17 protein-coding genes are annotated in these 15,629 nt (G+C 64.8%); 6 read left to right on the forward strand and 11 right to left on the reverse strand.

Going from position 1 to position 15,629, the window contains the following annotated elements; all coding sequences use genetic code 11:
- The first annotated feature begins 20 nt into the window (after nt 1-20).
- From smc to ACSH0F_RS08555, 3 genes are all read left to right on the forward strand, one after another.
- Nucleotides 21-3,443 (forward strand): chromosome segregation protein SMC, encoded by a 3,423-nt coding sequence (gene smc, locus ACSH0F_RS08545; protein WP_435201793.1) that lies wholly within the window; start codon nt 21-23, stop codon nt 3,441-3,443.
- Nucleotides 3,444-3,465: 22 nt separating this feature from the next.
- A complete protein-coding gene (locus ACSH0F_RS08550; protein ID WP_435201795.1) occupies nt 3,466-4,818 on the forward strand; it encodes a M24 family metallopeptidase in 1,353 nt (450 codons plus the stop codon).
- Between the two features lie 85 nt (nt 4,819-4,903).
- Nucleotides 4,904-6,403 carry an amidohydrolase family protein gene (locus ACSH0F_RS08555; RefSeq protein WP_435201797.1) on the forward strand — a complete coding sequence of 500 codons (1,500 nt, stop codon included), beginning with the start codon at nt 4,904-4,906 and terminating at the stop codon, nt 6,401-6,403.
- A gap of 9 nt (nt 6,404-6,412) precedes the next feature.
- Here ACSH0F_RS08555 and ACSH0F_RS08560 read toward each other — a convergent pair whose 3' ends face one another.
- The 6 genes from ACSH0F_RS08560 to ACSH0F_RS08585 all read right to left on the reverse strand — a co-directional run bounded on the left by ACSH0F_RS08560 (nt 6,413) and on the right by ACSH0F_RS08585 (nt 10,420).
- Complete coding sequence (locus tag ACSH0F_RS08560) at nt 6,413-6,790, reverse strand: MerR family transcriptional regulator (RefSeq protein WP_435201799.1); 378 nt, start codon at nt 6,788-6,790, stop codon at nt 6,413-6,415.
- An 8-nt stretch (nt 6,791-6,798) separates the two neighbouring features.
- Nucleotides 6,799-7,098, reverse strand: a complete 300-nt coding sequence (locus tag ACSH0F_RS08565; protein ID WP_278328187.1) for an integration host factor subunit alpha — start codon at nt 7,096-7,098, stop codon at nt 6,799-6,801.
- 124 nt (nt 7,099-7,222) lie between these two features.
- A complete protein-coding gene (locus tag ACSH0F_RS08570) occupies nt 7,223-8,188 on the reverse strand; it encodes a beta-ketoacyl-ACP synthase III (protein ID WP_435201801.1) in 966 nt (321 codons plus the stop codon).
- Entirely contained in the window at nt 8,185-9,222 is a 1,038-nt protein-coding gene (plsX, locus tag ACSH0F_RS08575) for a phosphate acyltransferase PlsX (protein WP_435201803.1), read from the reverse strand. The genes ACSH0F_RS08570 and plsX overlap by 4 nt, the downstream gene beginning before the upstream one ends.
- A 27-nt stretch (nt 9,223-9,249) precedes the next feature.
- A complete protein-coding gene (gene rpmF / locus ACSH0F_RS08580; protein ID WP_200980932.1) occupies nt 9,250-9,429 on the reverse strand; it encodes a 50S ribosomal protein L32 in 180 nt (59 codons plus the stop codon).
- Between the two features lie 349 nt (nt 9,430-9,778).
- Nucleotides 9,779-10,420, reverse strand: a complete 642-nt coding sequence (locus tag ACSH0F_RS08585) for an MBL fold metallo-hydrolase (RefSeq protein ID WP_435201806.1) — start codon at nt 10,418-10,420, stop codon at nt 9,779-9,781.
- 119 nt (nt 10,421-10,539) lie between these two features.
- On the opposite strand from ACSH0F_RS08585, the gene ACSH0F_RS08590 reads away from it, so the two are divergent.
- Nucleotides 10,540-10,911: a hypothetical protein gene (locus ACSH0F_RS08590; protein WP_435201808.1), complete on the forward strand. Its 372-nt coding sequence runs from the start codon at nt 10,540-10,542 to the stop codon at nt 10,909-10,911.
- 16 nt (nt 10,912-10,927) lie between these two features.
- Here the strand turns inward: ACSH0F_RS08590 and ACSH0F_RS08595 are convergent, their stop codons facing one another.
- Together ACSH0F_RS08595 and ACSH0F_RS08600 are read right to left on the reverse strand one after the other, a co-directional pair.
- Entirely contained in the window at nt 10,928-11,272 is a 345-nt protein-coding gene (locus ACSH0F_RS08595) for a hypothetical protein (RefSeq protein ID WP_435201810.1), read from the reverse strand.
- Between the two features lie 96 nt (nt 11,273-11,368).
- Nucleotides 11,369-12,058, reverse strand: a complete 690-nt coding sequence (locus ACSH0F_RS08600) for a LexA family transcriptional regulator (RefSeq protein ID WP_435201812.1) — start codon at nt 12,056-12,058, stop codon at nt 11,369-11,371.
- 139 nt (nt 12,059-12,197) lie between these two features.
- Here ACSH0F_RS08600 and ACSH0F_RS08605 point away from each other — a divergent pair, with 139 nt between their 5' ends.
- Nucleotides 12,198-12,410, forward strand: a complete 213-nt coding sequence (locus tag ACSH0F_RS08605; RefSeq protein WP_435201814.1) for a hypothetical protein — start codon at nt 12,198-12,200, stop codon at nt 12,408-12,410.
- A complete protein-coding gene (locus ACSH0F_RS08610) occupies nt 12,400-12,753 on the forward strand; it encodes a hypothetical protein (protein ID WP_435201816.1) in 354 nt (117 codons plus the stop codon). Before ACSH0F_RS08605 ends, ACSH0F_RS08610 begins: the two co-directional genes overlap by 11 nt.
- A 12-nt stretch (nt 12,754-12,765) precedes the next feature.
- Here ACSH0F_RS08610 and ACSH0F_RS08615 read toward each other — a convergent pair whose 3' ends face one another.
- The 3 genes from ACSH0F_RS08615 to cysS are packed head-to-tail and all read right to left on the reverse strand — an operon-like array spanning nt 12,766 to nt 15,549.
- Complete coding sequence (locus ACSH0F_RS08615; protein ID WP_435201818.1) at nt 12,766-13,704, reverse strand: D-2-hydroxyacid dehydrogenase; 939 nt, start codon at nt 13,702-13,704, stop codon at nt 12,766-12,768.
- 34 nt (nt 13,705-13,738) lie between these two features.
- The gene (locus tag ACSH0F_RS08620; protein WP_435201820.1) at nt 13,739-14,050 is read right to left on the reverse strand and encodes a DUF559 domain-containing protein; all 312 of its coding nucleotides are present in this window, start codon (nt 14,048-14,050) and stop codon (nt 13,739-13,741) included.
- Nucleotides 14,051-14,052: 2 nt separating this feature from the next.
- Nucleotides 14,053-15,549, reverse strand: a complete 1,497-nt coding sequence (cysS, locus tag ACSH0F_RS08625) for a cysteine--tRNA ligase (RefSeq protein ID WP_435201822.1) — start codon at nt 15,547-15,549, stop codon at nt 14,053-14,055.
- Between the last annotated feature and the right edge of the window lie 80 nt (nt 15,550-15,629).

Here is a 15,629-nt window from a genome sequence, read left to right on the forward strand (position 1 = left end):
GCGGCAGCGCGGGGGCGGGGATGGAAATTACGAAGCTCAGGCTCAGCGGCTTCAAGAGCTTCGTCGAACCCGCCACCCTGCATATCGAACCCGGCCTGACCGGGGTCGTCGGCCCAAACGGCTGCGGCAAGTCCAACCTGCTCGAAGCGATCCGCTGGGTGATGGGCGAAAACTCGCCCAAGTCCATGCGCTCGGGCGGGATGGAGGATGTAATCTTCGCCGGCACGCAAAGCCGCCCGCCGCGCGACTTCGCCGAGGTTGTGCTGCAGGGCGCGGACGACGATGGCGACGAGATGGAAGTCGTCCGCCGGATCGAGCGCGGTGCGGGTTCGGCCTATCGCCTAAACGGCGGCGATGTTCGCGCCAAGGATATCGCGCTGATCTTCGCCGATGCCGCGACCGGGGCGCATAGTCCGGCCCTCGTCAGCCAGGGCAAGATCGCGCAGGTGATCGCTGCCAAGCCCACCGAACGCCGCCAGATGCTGGAAGAGGCTGCGGGGATCGCAGGGCTTCACGTTCGCCGCCGCGATGCCGAAAGCAAGCTGCGCCAGACCGAAACCAATCTCGAGCGGCTCGAGGATATCATGGCAAGCCTCGACAGCCAGATCGCCTCGCTGCGGCGGCAGGCGAAGCAGGCGGAGCGCTACAAGACGCTTTCCGACCAGATCAAGACTGCCGAGGCCCGGCTGGTCTTCGCCCGCTGGCGCGATGCGGCGACCGCCGCGGACGAAGCCAAGACGGCGGCACGCGAGGCCGATGCGCGGGTCGCCACAGCCCAGACTACGGCGGACGACGCGCAAAAGGCCCAGCGTGCGGCGGCGGAGGCTTTGGCCGAAGCGCGCGAGGAGCAGGCCGACCGGCGCGATGATGCCAGCGCACACGGCCACCGCATGGCTGCACTCACCACACAGCTCGAAGCCGCCGAACAGCGCCTCGCCGATCTCGACCGGCAGACGGCGCGGCTGGAGGCGGATCGCGGCGAAGCCGACCGGCTGACCAAGGATGCCGCCGAAGCGCTTTCGCGGCTCGAACGCGATCTGGCCGCGGTCGAGAAGACTCTCGCCGACGACGAGGCCAAGCGCCCCGCCCTCGACCGCGCGGCGGAGCGGGCCGAGCGCGACAGCCGCGCCGCCGAACTCGCGCTGGCCAAGGCGACGGCGGACAATGCCGGCGTCGAGGCCGAATGGCGCGTTGCCGAGGCCGAGATCGCGCAGGCGCGCGCGCGGCTGGACCGGGTCGAGGCCGAAGGGCGGCGCATGGCGCAGCAGCGCGAAGCACTGGCGGGCGAGAACCCCTACGCCGATGTCGATGCGGCGAAGGCGGCACTGGCGCAGGCCGAGTCCGAATTGGCACAGCAGCGCGAGGCGCTGGATACGATGCAGGCGCGTAAGAGCGAGCTTCAGGCCGAGCGCGACGAGGTCTCCTCCGCCCTCGCCGAAGCGAAGGCCGAACTCTCCGGCGTCCAGCGCGAATACGATGCACTGCAGCGCGACCGCGAAGCGCGCCAACGCGCTGCCGAAAAGCGTAGCGGCCGGCAACAGGCGATCGACGGCGTGAAGGCGGCCAAGGGCTACGAACGCGCGGTCGCGGCGGCTTTGGGGCGCGATGGCAAGGCGCTGCTCGGCTCACCCGATGGCGATGCCGAGGGGCGATACTGGACCGGTGCCGATGCTCCCGCAGCGGTAGACGACAGCCTTTCCGACCACGTCGAGCGATGCCCCGACGAATTGCGCGCGCGGCTGGCATTGGTTCATGTGGCGGAAACCGACGACGGGCGGACGCTCGCCCCCGGCCATGCGCTGGTCACGCTGGGCGGCAGCTTGCGGCGGTGGGACGGGCTGGTCGTTCGGGGCGAAGGCTCTGCCGAGGCGGCGCGGCTGGAGGCCGAGAACCGCTTCGCCGAACTGAAAGCGCGCCTGCCCGAACTGCGCGAAGCCGCGAAAACGGCGCAATCCTCGCTTGATGCGGCGAGCGATGAATTGAGCCAGTTGCAACGCGATCTGGTGGCCGCCGAACGGGAGCTAGCCGCCAGTGCCGATGCGGAGCGGCAGGCGCTCCGGGCTCTCGACCAGGCCGAGGCGGCGCGCGAGCGGTTGGCGGCGCGACTGGAAGAACTCGAACGCAACGAGGCCGAGCACGGCGAGCAGATCGCATCGGCGAAGGCAGACCTCACCGCAGCCGAAGCCAAGCGTGATGCCCTGCCCGACCCGCAGGCGGGACGCGCCTCGCTGGAGGCCTCGCGCGCGCAGAACGAAGCGGCCCGCTCGACCCTGCAGGCGCGCGCTGCCGAGCTTGCCGCGCACGACCAGTCGCTGGCGGTGGCGCGCGAGCGGGCTTCGGCGCAGCGCAGCGACATGGCGAACTGGCAAGCCCGCAGCGGCGATGCGGCGCGCCGACTCTCCGACATGGAAATACGCGCCGAGGAGATTGCGCAGGAGCGCGCCGTCACTGCTGCCAAGCCCGAGGGGCTCATGCGCGAGATCGAACAGGGCGACCAGCTCCGCGAGCGCCTCGGCGCAGAACTGGCCGAGGCGGAGAAAGCCGTCACCGCTGCGAATGCCGTCGCGCAAGAAGCGGACCGGGCCTTCGCGCAGGCCAACGAGGCGCTCGCCGAAGCGCGCGAGAACCGCGCCGGCCTCGCCGCGCGTGCTGAAAACCAGGATGGCCGCCGCATCGAAATGGCGCGCATCTCCGGCGAGCGCTTCCAGTGCCCGCCCCCGCTGCTGCCCGAACGCTTCGCCTTCGACGAAACCGCCATCGCCAGCGCCGAGGCCGAGAGCGAGGAGATGGACCGCCTCACCGCCAGCCGCGAGCGGATCGGACCGGTAAACCTCGTCGCCGCCGAAGAACTCGAACGGATCGAGAGCGAGCACGGCGCCAATTCCGCCGAGCAGGAAGAATTGCGCGAAGCCGTCAGCCGGTTGCGCGGCTCTATCGGCAGCCTCAACCGCGAGGGGCGCGAGCGGCTGCGTGCTGCGTTCGAACAGGTCAACGACCACTTCCAGCGCCTCTTCACCCGCCTGTTCGAAGGCGGCGAGGCACATCTCGCGCTGATTGACAGCGACGATCCGCTCGAGGCCGGGCTGGAAATTTTCGCTCAGCCGCCGGGCAAGCGCCTGCAGTCGCTCACCCTGCTGTCGGGCGGAGAACAGGCGCTGACGGCGACCGCGCTGATCTTCGCGCTGTTTCTGACCAATCCCGCGCCGATTTGCGTGCTGGACGAGGTCGACGCGCCGCTCGACGATGCGAATATCGACCGCTTCTGCGACCTGCTCGACGCAATGACGCGCGAGACTGACACGCGCTATCTGATCGTCACTCACAATGCCGTGACCATGAGCCGCATGCACCGCCTGTTCGGCGTGACGATGATCGAAAAAGGCGTCAGCCGCCTCGTCAGCGTCGATCTGGGCGCGGCGGAGGAATTGCTGGCGGCGGAGTGATGTTGCCGAGGGGGCGTTGCCGATGATTACTCGTATTGCGGCCGTGCTTGTTGCGCTGCTTTCGACGCCCGCCCTCGCTGCGCCTCTGATCCTCCCGATGAGCGAGACCGAGCTGGTCGCGCCGGAGCTTCCGCCGATCCTGCCGATGCGCGAGCGGGCCGAGGTGATCGACCGCATCCTTGCCGAGCGGCTCGAAACCATCGTCCCCGCGATCATGCGCGAGCAGGGTATCGACATGTGGGTGCTGATGGCCCGCGAGTATTTCGAGGAGCCGGTGGTCGCCAGCATGCTGGACGCAACCAGCATGAGCGCGCGGCGGCGCACGATCCTGGTGTTCCACGATCCGGGCGACGGCCAGCCGGTCGAGCGGTTGACGGTCAGCCGCTACGGCCTCGCCGACCTGTTCGAGGCGAGCTGGGACCCGGCGCAGCAGCCCGACCAGTGGCAGACCGTGGCCGACCTGATCGCCGAGCGCGATCCGGCAAGGATTGCGATCAACTTCTCCGACCTCACCGCCTTCGGCGACGGCATGACGCTGAGCCAGTACCGCTTGATGCGCGCTGCCCTGCCCGAGCCCTATCGCGACCGCATCGTCTCGGGCGAGACGCTGGCCGTGCGTTGGCTCGAAAGCCGCGTGCCCAGCGAAATGGCAATCTATCCCGGCATCGTTCGCATCGCGCATGCGCTGATCGCGCAGGCCTTTTCGCGCAAGGTCATCACACCGGGCGAGACCACGGCGGCGGATGTGCAGTGGTGGTATCGCGAAAGGCTCACCTCGCTGGGGCTGACGCCGTGGTTCCACCCCTCGGTCGGCATCCAGCGACAGGGCGCCGAAGGGATGCTCTCTGGCGATACGGTGATACAGCCGGGCGATCTGCTGTGGACCGATTTCGGCATAACCTATCTGCGGCTCAACACCGATACCCAGCATCTCGCCTATGTCCTGAAGCCCGGCGAGACCGAGGCACCCGCGGGCCTGCGCGACGGGCTTGCAGCGACCAACCGCGTGCAGGACCACCTCATCGCGGCCTTCGAGACCGGCCTCACCGGTAACGAAATCCTCGCTCGCGCCCGCGCGGTGGCCACTGCCGACGGCCTCGAGCCGTCGATCTACTCGCACCCCATCGGCTTGCACGGCCACGGCGCTGGCACGGCAATCGGTTTCTGGGACAACCAGAACGGCGACCCGCGCAGCGTATACCGCCTGCGCGCCGACACGGCCTGGTCGATCGAGCTGACGAGCTACAATGCAGTGCCCGAATGGGGCGGCCAGAAGGTCGATTTCCGCAGCGAGGAGGATGCGTGGTTCGACGGGGAAACGGTGCGCTTCCTCGACGGGCGGCAAACGGAGCTGACGTTGATACAGTCGGAGTAGCGGCTGCGCTGCCCTTGTCGAGCAGAATGCAGCTTTTGTGTAAAAGGACGCGATTGCAGCGTCGTTTTCCTGCCAAAGAAACATCGTGAAGACGAAGCGACCCATCGGAAGGAAGCTGAAAGTCAGCTTTGCCCTGCTAGGGTTGCTAGCCTCTGCGATCGCAATCCTGGTGCTCTGGCCGTCGAGCCTGCCTCCCGAGCCGGACGCAGAAACGAGCCGTCTGATCCGTAATGTCCGGATCATCGACACGCAGAACGGCACCGCGAGCGCGCCGCAATCCATTCTCGTTCGTGATGGGATGATCGAAGCGATCGGGGTCGATCTCGATAACGGCGGGCTGCCGGTTTACGACGCTGGCGGAGCATTCGCCCTGCCCGGTTTCTGGGACATGCACGTCCACACGTTCCAATTGTCGCCGCAGCTTCATCTGCCGCTGTGGGTGGCGAGTGGGGTTTTGAATACGCGCGACATGATGGACTGCCCCGAAGAGAGCGATTCGCTGATCGCTTGCCATGATGACAAGCAGGCTTGGAACGACGCAGTCTCGTCGGGTCGGCTCGCCGCGCCGCGCATTGTCCAGGTGGCAAGTTTCTATCTCGAGCGACCGGAGATGACGGCAGGGGAGGCACGCCGGCTCGTGCAACGTTACGATGCACGTGGCCTCAATGCGATCAAGATATATAACGGGCTGCGTCCGGATGCTTTCGCTGCAGCTGCCGATGAAGCTCAGGCCCGCAAGCTCAAGCTTGTCGGTCACCTTCCGAAAGCGGTGGCGCTTGAAGAGGCGATTGCTGCGGGGCAGACCAGTTTCGAACATGCGCACATCTTCGCCCGGCATTGCTTCGCCGGGGCCGAGGACTGGCGCGAAGGGCGGCTGGACGATCTACCCGCCGTTGCGCTCGCTGAAAGGATCGTCACAGAACACGATGCCGGCCGCTGCGCGACTGCGATGCAACAGATGGCCGAGGCGCGGGCATGGTTCATACCGACCCATGTAACGCGAGAGGAGGATGCTCGCGCGGCCGATCCCGGCTTTCTCGATGACCCCGTGCTCGATTACCTCGATCCGCTTTCACGTTGGGCGTGGAACGACGATCGCTCTGCCACGCGGGACGCGTTCCAAGGAAAGCGAGGCAGCGAAGCTTTACAATCCTATTTCGAGCTCGGCCTCCAATTGACCGGCCAGGCTCATGATCGTGGCGTTCCCGTCTTGGTCGGCACGGATAGTCCGCTTGGCGGATTCCGCTACCACGACGAAATGGCGCATCTCGTCCGTGCCGGGCTTTCGCCTGCAGAAGTGCTCAAGGCTGCGACCATCGATGCAGCGCGCTATGCGGGCGAGCAGGACAACGCTGGGACGATCGAGGCGGGAAAGCGCGCCGACTTCATTTTGCTCGCGGCCAATCCGCTCGACTCGATTGTCAACACGAAGCGGATCGAAGCAGTCTTTCACTCAGGCCGATTGTACGATCGAGCCAGGCTCGACGCGCTGCTGGCGTTCACGCGCGGCCAGGCGGCCGCGCCACATAACTGGTCCAAGCTGATCTGGGGGTTCTTGTGGAGTTCGGTCAATTCCGAACTTTGAAAAGCATCGCTACGCCGAAGCCTGCGACAGCGCCGCGCGCAGATCGTCGCGAATGGCCTTCAGGCGCGGGAGGATATCTGCAGCGCCCCAATAACTGTCAGCGTCGAATTGCTGTGCCGCCGCTTGCTGGTCCGGCACACCCTTCAGTGCCGCTTTTGCCCCCTTCAGCGTGTAGCCCTCGCGGTTGACCAGCCGGTCGATGCGTTCGACCAGTTCGACATCTTCGGGACGATAGTAGCGCCGACCTCCGCTGCGGGTCAGTGGTTTGAGCATGGGGAACTGCTGTTCCCAGTAACGCAGGACATGCGCCTTGATCCCGGTCGCCTTGGCGACTTCGCCGATGGTGCGCAGCGCGCCCGCTTCCTTGCCGTCGTCGAATTGCGCCATGCGTGATCCTATCCGTTTGCGATCCGCTCTTTGAGCAGCTGGCTGGCGCGGAAGGTCATTACCCGGCGCGGCGTGATCGGCACCTCCACCCCGGTCTTGGGATTGCGGCCGATCCGTTCCTTCTTGTCGCGCAGCACGAAGCTGCCGAAGCCGGAAATCTTCACATTCTCGCCGTCGGACAGCGCATCGCACATCTTGGCAAGGATCGCCTCGACCATATCGAGCGATTCCGCGCGGCTGAGGCCCATTTTGCGGTTGATCGTCTCGGCCAGATCGGCGCGAGTCAGCGTGCCCACGGAGCGCATCATATCCATTCTATCCTTCCCCCTCAGATGCGACCCTGAGTGGTAGTGCGACCCCGTCTTAACTTCGCCAAGCAATATAGGGGCTTGGCGCGATTCTGGCAAATCCGGCCCTGCCGAAAGCGCAGGTCTACATCCGGGCGAGCGAGGCGCCCCAGGTAAAGCCGCCGCCCATGGCCTCGAACATCACGAGGTCGCCTGCCTTGATCCGCCCGTCGCGCACTGCGGTGTCGAGGGCCAGCGGCACCGATGCGGCGGAGGTATTGGCGTGGCGATCAACGGTCACCACGACTTTTTCCGCCGGCAGATCGAGCTTGCGCGCAGTGGCGTCGAGGATGCGGGCATTGGCCTGGTGCGGCACGACCCAGTCGATGTCCCCAGCGTCGAGATCAGTATCCGCGAGCACTTCCTTGAGCACGTCGGCGAGATTCACGACCGCATGGCGAAACACCTCGCGGCCTTTCATGCGCAAATGGCCGACCGTTCCGGTGGTCGAGGGGCCGCCATCGACATAGAGCATGTCCTTGTGTGTGCCTTCGGCGTGCAGCCGGGATGCCAGGATACCGGGGCCGTCCCCGGCAACGTCCTGCGCCTCCAGCACGACCGCGCCTGCGCCGTCGCCGAACAGCACGCAGGTGGTGCGATCTTCCCAGTCGAGGATGCGGCTGAAGGTCTCCGCGCCGATCACCAGCGCCTTTTGCGCCATGCTGGTGCGCAGCATCGAGTCCGCCGTCGCGAGCGCATAGAGGAAGCCCGAGCAGACCGCCTGCACATCGAACGCGATGCCGCCGCCGCAGCCGAGCGCGGCCTGAACTTGCGTGGCGGTGGCGGGGAAGGTGTGATCGGGCGTGGCAGTCGCGAGGACGATCAGGCCGATCTCGCTCGCGTCGATCCCCGCGGCTTCGAGCGCGGCCCGTGCAGCCTTGGTCGCAAGGGTGGACGTAAACTCATGCTCGTCGGCGATATAGCGCTGCCGGATACCGGTTCGCTCGACGATCCAGTCATCGGACGTATCGACGCGCTCGGCAAGCTCGGCATTGGTGACGCACTTCGCGGGCAGCGCCGATCCCGTGCCGGTGATGACCGACCGGATCACTTGGCCACCAGCGTATCGGTTCCGACTTCGCCGAGGTCGTGCTTGATGCGGTTGAGAATGTCGTCCTCCAGCAGCCGCGCGGCCACTTCCACTGCATTGGCAACGCCCTTGGCATCGGCGCTGCCATGGCTTTTCACCACGACGCCGTTGAGGCCGAGAAAGACCGCTCCATTGTGGTTGTTCGGATCGAGATGATGCTTGAGCAGCTCGGTCGCGGGGCGCGAAACGAGGAAGCCGACCTTGGAGCGGATGGAGCTGGTGAAGGCCCGGCGCAGCAGGTCGGTGACGAAGCGCGCCGTCCCCTCGATCGCCTTCAGCGCGATATTGCCCGAAAAGCCGTCGCACACCACGACATCGCACTCGCCGCGGTTGATCTTGTCCGCCTCGACATAGCCTTCGAACTGCATTTCGAGGCCGGTCGCGGCGCGCAAGGTCTCGGCGGCGTTCTGGATATCCTCGGTGCCCTTGGTTTCTTCCGTGCCGATGTTCAGCAGGCGGGTCCGCGGGCGCGAAATGCCGGTCACGATGCGCGAATAGGCCGCGCCCATGATGGCGAACTGCACGAGGTTGCGCGCATCGCATTCGCGATTGGCGCCGAGGTCGAGCATGATGACGTCGTTGTCGCCGAGCGTCGGCAGCAGGGCCGCGAGCGCGGGCCGGTCGAGACCGGGCATGGTGCGCAGGGCCAGCTTGCTGATCGCCATCAGCGCGCCGGTGTTGCCGGCGGATACGGCAGCGCCGGCTTCCCCGCGCTTCACTGCATCGACGGCCAGTCCCATGCTGGTGGTCTTGGCGCGGCGCAGGGCTTTCGACGGCTTTTCGTCGCCCTCGATCACGTCCTCGCAATGAAGGATTTCGGACGCTTCGGTCATGCCGGGATGAGTTTCGAGCGCGGCCTTGATGCGCGGCTCGTCTCCCACCAGCAGGAACTTGAATCTGTCATGACGGCGACGAGCGAGCGCCGCGCCCTCGATCATCACGCGCACGCCTTCATCGCCGCCCATCGCATCGACAGCGATACGCGGCAGGCTCATGAGCGTCTCCGGTTAATCAGCGTGGTCTTAGAGACCGACGGCGATGATTTCGCGACCGTTGTAGTGGCCGCAATGCGGGCACAGATTGTGCGGGCGCTTCAGTTCGCCGCAGTTCGAGCACTCGTGATGAGCTTCGACCTTGAGCGAATCATGCGCACGGCGGTTGCCGCGGCGGTGGGGCGATACTTTCCTCTTGGGGACGGCCATGGCGGCACCTTTTCCTCAAACAAATTCAATCAATTTCGGTGGCCGCCCTAGGGGAAGGTCCGGCATCGCACAAGTGTGCGTGAACCCGAAACATCCCGACAGGTGCGGTGAAGGCGCGCGCTATAGCGAATTTCATGAGCGATGCAAGCGGTGTGGGGCGGGAGGTTTTTGAGAAGTGCGGAAGGCTCATCCGATTCTTTGTTTGGTGCGCCTTCGACATCCGTCGAAGGCTTTCGGCACCAGCCCAGTCCCCCACCCCGCCACCCATAGAATACCGTGCCGTGGGTGGCCGGGTGGGGGAGTGGGCTGGTGCCGCCGCAAGGACAGGACGGATGTCCGGCCCGCACTCTCAGGACAACGCGTAATCGCTCACGAAGGCGTTGGTCTTGCGCTCCTGCCCGAAAGTGCTGGTCGGGCCATGGCCGGGAATGAAAGTCACATCGTCGCCCAGCGGCCAGAGCTTCTGGGTAATCGCGTCGATCAGGTCCTGGTGGTTGCCCATCGGAAAGTCCGTCCGTCCGATGCTACCTTGGAACAGGACATCGCCAACAATGGCGAACTTGCTCGGTCGGTGAAAGAACACGACATGGCCGGGCGTGTGGCCGGGGCAGTGGATGACTTCCAGCGTGAGGTCGCCGACGGTCACCGTGTCGCCGTCCACCAGCCAGCGGTCGGGCTCGAACACCTCGGCGTTCATGCCGTATTTCGCCCCGTCCTCGTCGAGGCGCGCGATCCAGAAGCGGTCGGCCTCATGCGGGCCTTCGATCGGCAGGCCGAGTTCCTTCGCCAGCACGCCGGCCTCGCCGCAATGGTCCATATGGCCATGGGTGATGAGGATTTTATCGAGCTCGACACCGGAATTAGCGACCGCCGCCTTGAGCTTGTCGAGATCGCCGCCCGGATCGATCAGCGCGCCCTTGTTGGTGGCGGTGCACCAGATGAGCGAGCAGTTCTGCTGGAGCGGCGTCACCGGTACGATGCCGGCTTTCATCGGAGGCTTCGCGGGGGCTTGGGTACTTTGTTCCATGGTTCGAAAATGGTCGGATTGTTGATCGAAAACAAGGTTTGCCCGCGCAATCATGTTATGGTCCGTGGAAAAGGAGCCTAGGCATGAACAGTTCGGGTATGATGATTGTCGCCGTTTTCACATTGGCCGCCTGCGCAGCTTACGATACGCAGCCAGAGACAACCGGCACGCCGGTCGCTGTGGCATCCGCCGAAGTGCCGGCTTTCGTCAGCGGTGTCTGCGGCGAATGTCACGCGGTGACGCTCGATGCCATCTCCCCCAACCCGCAAGCGCCGGGGTTCGCGGATATCGCAAACAGCCCGGGCGTCACCCGCGAAACTCTCGAAACCTTCCTCTCAGACGCACACAACTATCCGATGCAGATGGATGTCGACCTGGTGCAAGAGGACATCGAACTGATCGCGGATTACCTGATGACGCTGCAATCCGAGGAGTATTCCAAACCGCAGGGATGAGGTCAGGAGTGACCGGTCAGTAGCGGCGGAATTCGACGATCCGGCCGTCGCTGCGGAACACGCAGTTGAACTGGTCGCGATCGCTACTGCGGACATCGATTCGCCCGCGTACCCGCACGAGATCACGGCTGGGACGGTCCACATCGTCTATGCGGATGCGGCCATAGCGCGATGCTTCGCGGCCACAGGCGCGCACCGCGGCCTGTTCGAAATCGTCACCGCCATCGTAGCCGTAGCGATCATCGTCATAGCGGTCGCTGCCGAGAATACCACCGAGCAGGCCGCCGTTACCGCCGTAGGCCGCACAGCCTCCGAGGGCAAGCGTTCCGGCCATGGCGAGGGGTAAGAGGATCTTGCGCATTCGGGTTCTCCGTCTGGTTTGACCTGCCGCGCCCACCCGATGCAGGAATGACGGAATTACGAGTGCCGTAAGCGTTTGTTCCGAATAGGCTTCCGATTACACCCGCCCGCCCTTCCATACGACCCGGCCGATGATCTCCACCTCGTCGCGCGCGAGTTCGATCGGGGCGTAGGCATCGTTGGCGCTGATCAGCTTGATGCGGCCCGGGGCACTGGCCTGGACCTGTTTAACGTGCAGCGTGTCGCCGATGCGGACGACATGCACGCCCTCGCCCGCGCGCTTGTTGCGGTCGACGAAAATCTCGTCCCCGCTACGCAGAAGCGGTTCCATGCTGTCACCCTCGACGCGGATGGCGGAAAGGTCGGCGCCCTCCAGCCCCATTTCGCGCAGCCAGCGACGTGAGAACTGGAAGGTATCATAGGAAATTTCCTCGGCGCTGAAGGCGCCGGGCCCGGCCGAAGCCTCCAACGGGAGGCGCGGAACATGGACGAAGCTCTCCCGATCGCTGCCACCGCTCGTGGCGGCGGCCCGTGGCCGGACGATCTCCCGCGTGGCGATGGTTTCGTGATCGACGCCCAGGAATTCGGCGATCTTCATCAAGTCGGGTTCGTCCAGATGCCGGGGACTCCCCCGCCCGAGATATTGATGCAGATAGGCGGGGTTGCGCCCGATCAAGCGGGCGAGCGCCGATAGCGTATGCCCCTTCTCCTTGATGATTTCCCGCAGCCGGGCGCGGGCATAGCGCTCTTCTGGCTCGTATCTGTCCAGCGGCTCCGCAAACTCCATGGCCGGCTCCTCGATGTACTAGCTCACTGAAAATTCCTATAGCATAGGATTTTTCCTAGACAAGTAGGATTTGGGTTGGAACGTATAGGGAACACGGCGAGCGATTCGCCAGTCAGTTCAGCCAATTGGGAGCCTTCGCATGCTGATCCGATCCATCGAGAAATTCCTGCGCCAGCACGAAATGGCGGCCACGAAGTTCGGCCGCCTCGCCGCGCACGACCCGCGATTCGTGCTCGACCTCAGGCTGGGGCGCGAGCCACGCGACCGCACCGAACAGCGCATCCGCGGCTTCATGGCCGGCTTCGAAGCCGCGCGAGACACCAGTGCGGTGGAGGCTGCCCATGTCGGTTGAGGCGAAACTCAAGCGCCCCGTCCGCGTCCGCCGCACATCCGGCGACCGTTTGCGCGAAGCTCTGCTCGCGCTAGGCCAGCATCATGCTCAGGTTATCACGCATAGCGAGAAGGCCTGGGCCAGTATCACCTTCGCCGGCACGCGGCACTCGCTGGCGCTGGTGTTCGCAGGCGCGGACGCGGTCGAAGCGGGCGAGCATTTCGTGGCCGAGCTCCCCGATCACGAATTCGCTATTCCCGGTCAACTGGTGGCCGATGTGACGATCGTCGAAGTCGAACACCGCATTGCGCCCGACCCGCGGATGGTGGTGCAATGCGAGTTACTGTTGCTGGAGGACGCGTAAGCCGCTGCCCGGTCAGTAGCCCGCGTCGAGGTCCATCTGCGGCTGGACCGGCTCGCCCGCCTCCCAGCGCTGCAGGTTCTCGATGAAGCGGTCCGCGCTGCGCTGGAACATCTTCGACTGCGCGCGGCCCGAAAGATGCATGGTGACCTGCGCATTCTCAAGCTCCCAGAGGGTGTGATCTTCTGGCAGCGGTTCCGGATCGGTGACGTCCAGCAGAGCCGCTTCGATTTTCTGCTGCTTTAGCGCGGTCACCAGCGCCTCCTGATCGACCACATCTCCGCGCGCGATGTTCACCAGCACGGCATTGGGGCGCATGGCGGCGAGCTCGATCTCGCCGATCATGCCTTTCGTTTCCTCGGTCGAGGGAACGGCGAGTACGACCCAGTCGAAGTCGCCCAGCTTCTCGCGCCATTCGCCGGGACGCAATGCGCCCTCCCCGCCCGAGCGGCGCACCGGCATCACGGTCATGTCGAAGGCTTCGAGCCGCGATTTTACCAGGCTGCCGATCGCACCCATGCCCAGCAGCAGGACCCGTTCGCCAGCGAGTTCGCGCTTGCCCGGACTGTCCATCAGCCATTCCTTGCGGTCCTGCGCGCGGACCACCTCGCGATAGCCCTTCGCATGGGCGAGCATCAGCATGACGACATATTCGGCGATGGTCAGAGCATTGATGCCCACCCCGTTCGTGACGACCACGCCGCGCTCCTTCAGCAGGTCGAGCGGCATGAAATCGAGCCCCGCATAGATCGAGTTAAGCCATTTGAGATTGGTCGCCGCCCTGGCGATCTCGATCATCGGCTCCTTCTCGTTCAAGTCGAACCAGCCGATCTCCGCTTCCGGCGCTAGTTCCAACGCCTCGTCCTTGCTGGCGAACCAGTGCGGCTTCACCCATTCGGGCAAGCGCGGCTCGACTAGCGGGCGGATCAGGGCGGACAATACGGCTTTGGTCATCGGGCGGTTCTCCTCGGCCCGCCTTCTTGCCGGTTCAGACCGCCTTGGCAAACCGTTCGCGCCGCGGTTCGGCGATGTCGAGGATCGCGTCGGCGACTTCGGAGGCGTTCTGCTTCACATGGCTGGGCGGGACCTGCATGATGTCCACGCGGTTCGCTTCTTGCCAGGCATCGCGGGTTTCGTGCTTCGCGGTCTTGAACGGGTCGTCCTCGATCTCGACCGCGAGATGCGCGTCTTCGCAATAGAACGGCAGGGTGAAGCCGTCGCCGGCATAATCACGGACGAATGTCAGCCCCCGCGGCGCGTCTTTCAGATGTTCCCAGAGAAGCGCGTGCGGGTCTGCCATTGCTACAGTCTCCATTCCCATCCCAGCGGGTCGCCGTCCATGACCTCGACGCCCTTCGCCGCGAGACTGTCGCGGATTGCATCGGAAGTTGCAAAATCTTTTGCAGCACGCGCTTCTTTGCGGCGCTGAAGTTCGGCTTCGATCTCGGCTTCGGTGAGCTGCGCGTCCTTCGGGCGGATGCGGAGATCGGTGCGGGTGAGCGTCGCGAGAGAGAGTCCTAGAACTTCATTCATATAAATTGCCGCGAACAACGCATCGCCGCTCCAAGCGGTGCCAGCGCCAGCGACATTTATCGCGCGCTCTAGTGCGACCAATGCCGGTGGCGTTGATAGGTCATCACTAACGAAATTTTCGAAGTCATCGACCAACTCGCGAATGCTGGGGTTCAAGCCCTCCATGAATGAGTTTCGGTCCCGCTTCGCCGCACGAAGCATCGGCTCGACGCTAACGGATTGCCGAAGTCGTTCAACGATAGTGACCATCCGCTTCAACCGCGTCAGCGCAGCCTGCAGTCCTTCCCAGCTGAACTCCAGCTCGCTGCGGTAGTGCGCCTGTTGGCACATCAGGCGGTAGGCGAGCGGGTGGTAGCCCTTGTCGACCAGCAGTTGCAGGCGCAGGAACTCGCCCGCCGACTTCGACATCTTGCCGCTGCGTTCGACGAGGAAGTTGTTGTGCATCCAGATGCGCGCGCCCGAATTGCGCGCATCGTCCAAGCCATTCGTGCAGCAATAGGCCTGGTTCTGCGCGATCTCGTTCGGGTGATGGATCTCGCGGTGGTCGATCCCGCCGGTGTGGATGTCGAACGGGAAGCCGAGCAGCGCTTCCCCCATGACCGAGCATTCGAGATGCCAGCCGGGCGCGCCTTTGCCCCAGGGCGAATCCCACTCCATCTGCCGCGTCTCGCCCGCCGGCGTCTTGCGCCAGATGGCGAAGTCGGCCTGGTTGCGCTTGCCTTCGACCGTGTCGATCCGGCCCTCGCCGTCGTCCGTAACCGCGCGCGCCAGCCGGCCGTAATCCGCCACGGTCGAGACATCGAAATAGAGGCCACTGTCGAGTTCGTAGCAGTGCTTCTCGGCGATCCGCTCGCCCCACGCAATCATCGCCTCGACATATTCGGTCGCGCGGGGGTGCTGCTTGGGCTGCACGTTCAGCCGCGCAAGGTCGCGCTCGAAATCCTCCTGGTAGAATTTGGCGATGTCCCACGCGCTCTTGTTCTCGCGCGCGGCCATCTTCTCCATCTTGTCCTCGCCCTCGTCCGCATCGGAGGTGAGGTGGCCGACATCGGTGACGTTGATCACATGGGTGAGCTTGTAGCCCTTCCACTGCAGCACGCGGCCCAGCGTATCGGCGAAGATATAGGCGCGCATGTTGCCGATGTGCTGGTAATTATAGACCGTCGGCCCGCAGGAATAGACGCGTGCCTCGCCTTCGTGGATCGGCTGGAATTCCTCCAGCTGGCGGGTCAGCGAATTGAACAGCTTGAGCGGCGTATCGGTCATGGGCGGCCTGATACTATCCCGTCATCCCAGCGCAAGCTGGGATCGCTGTCGGCTTGGCGCTTGGTCGAGAACGATCCCAG

It is taken from the genome of Qipengyuania sp. 902 (assembly GCF_051195295.1).
In the GTDB taxonomy this organism is placed as follows: Bacteria; Pseudomonadota; Alphaproteobacteria; order Sphingomonadales; family Sphingomonadaceae; genus Qipengyuania.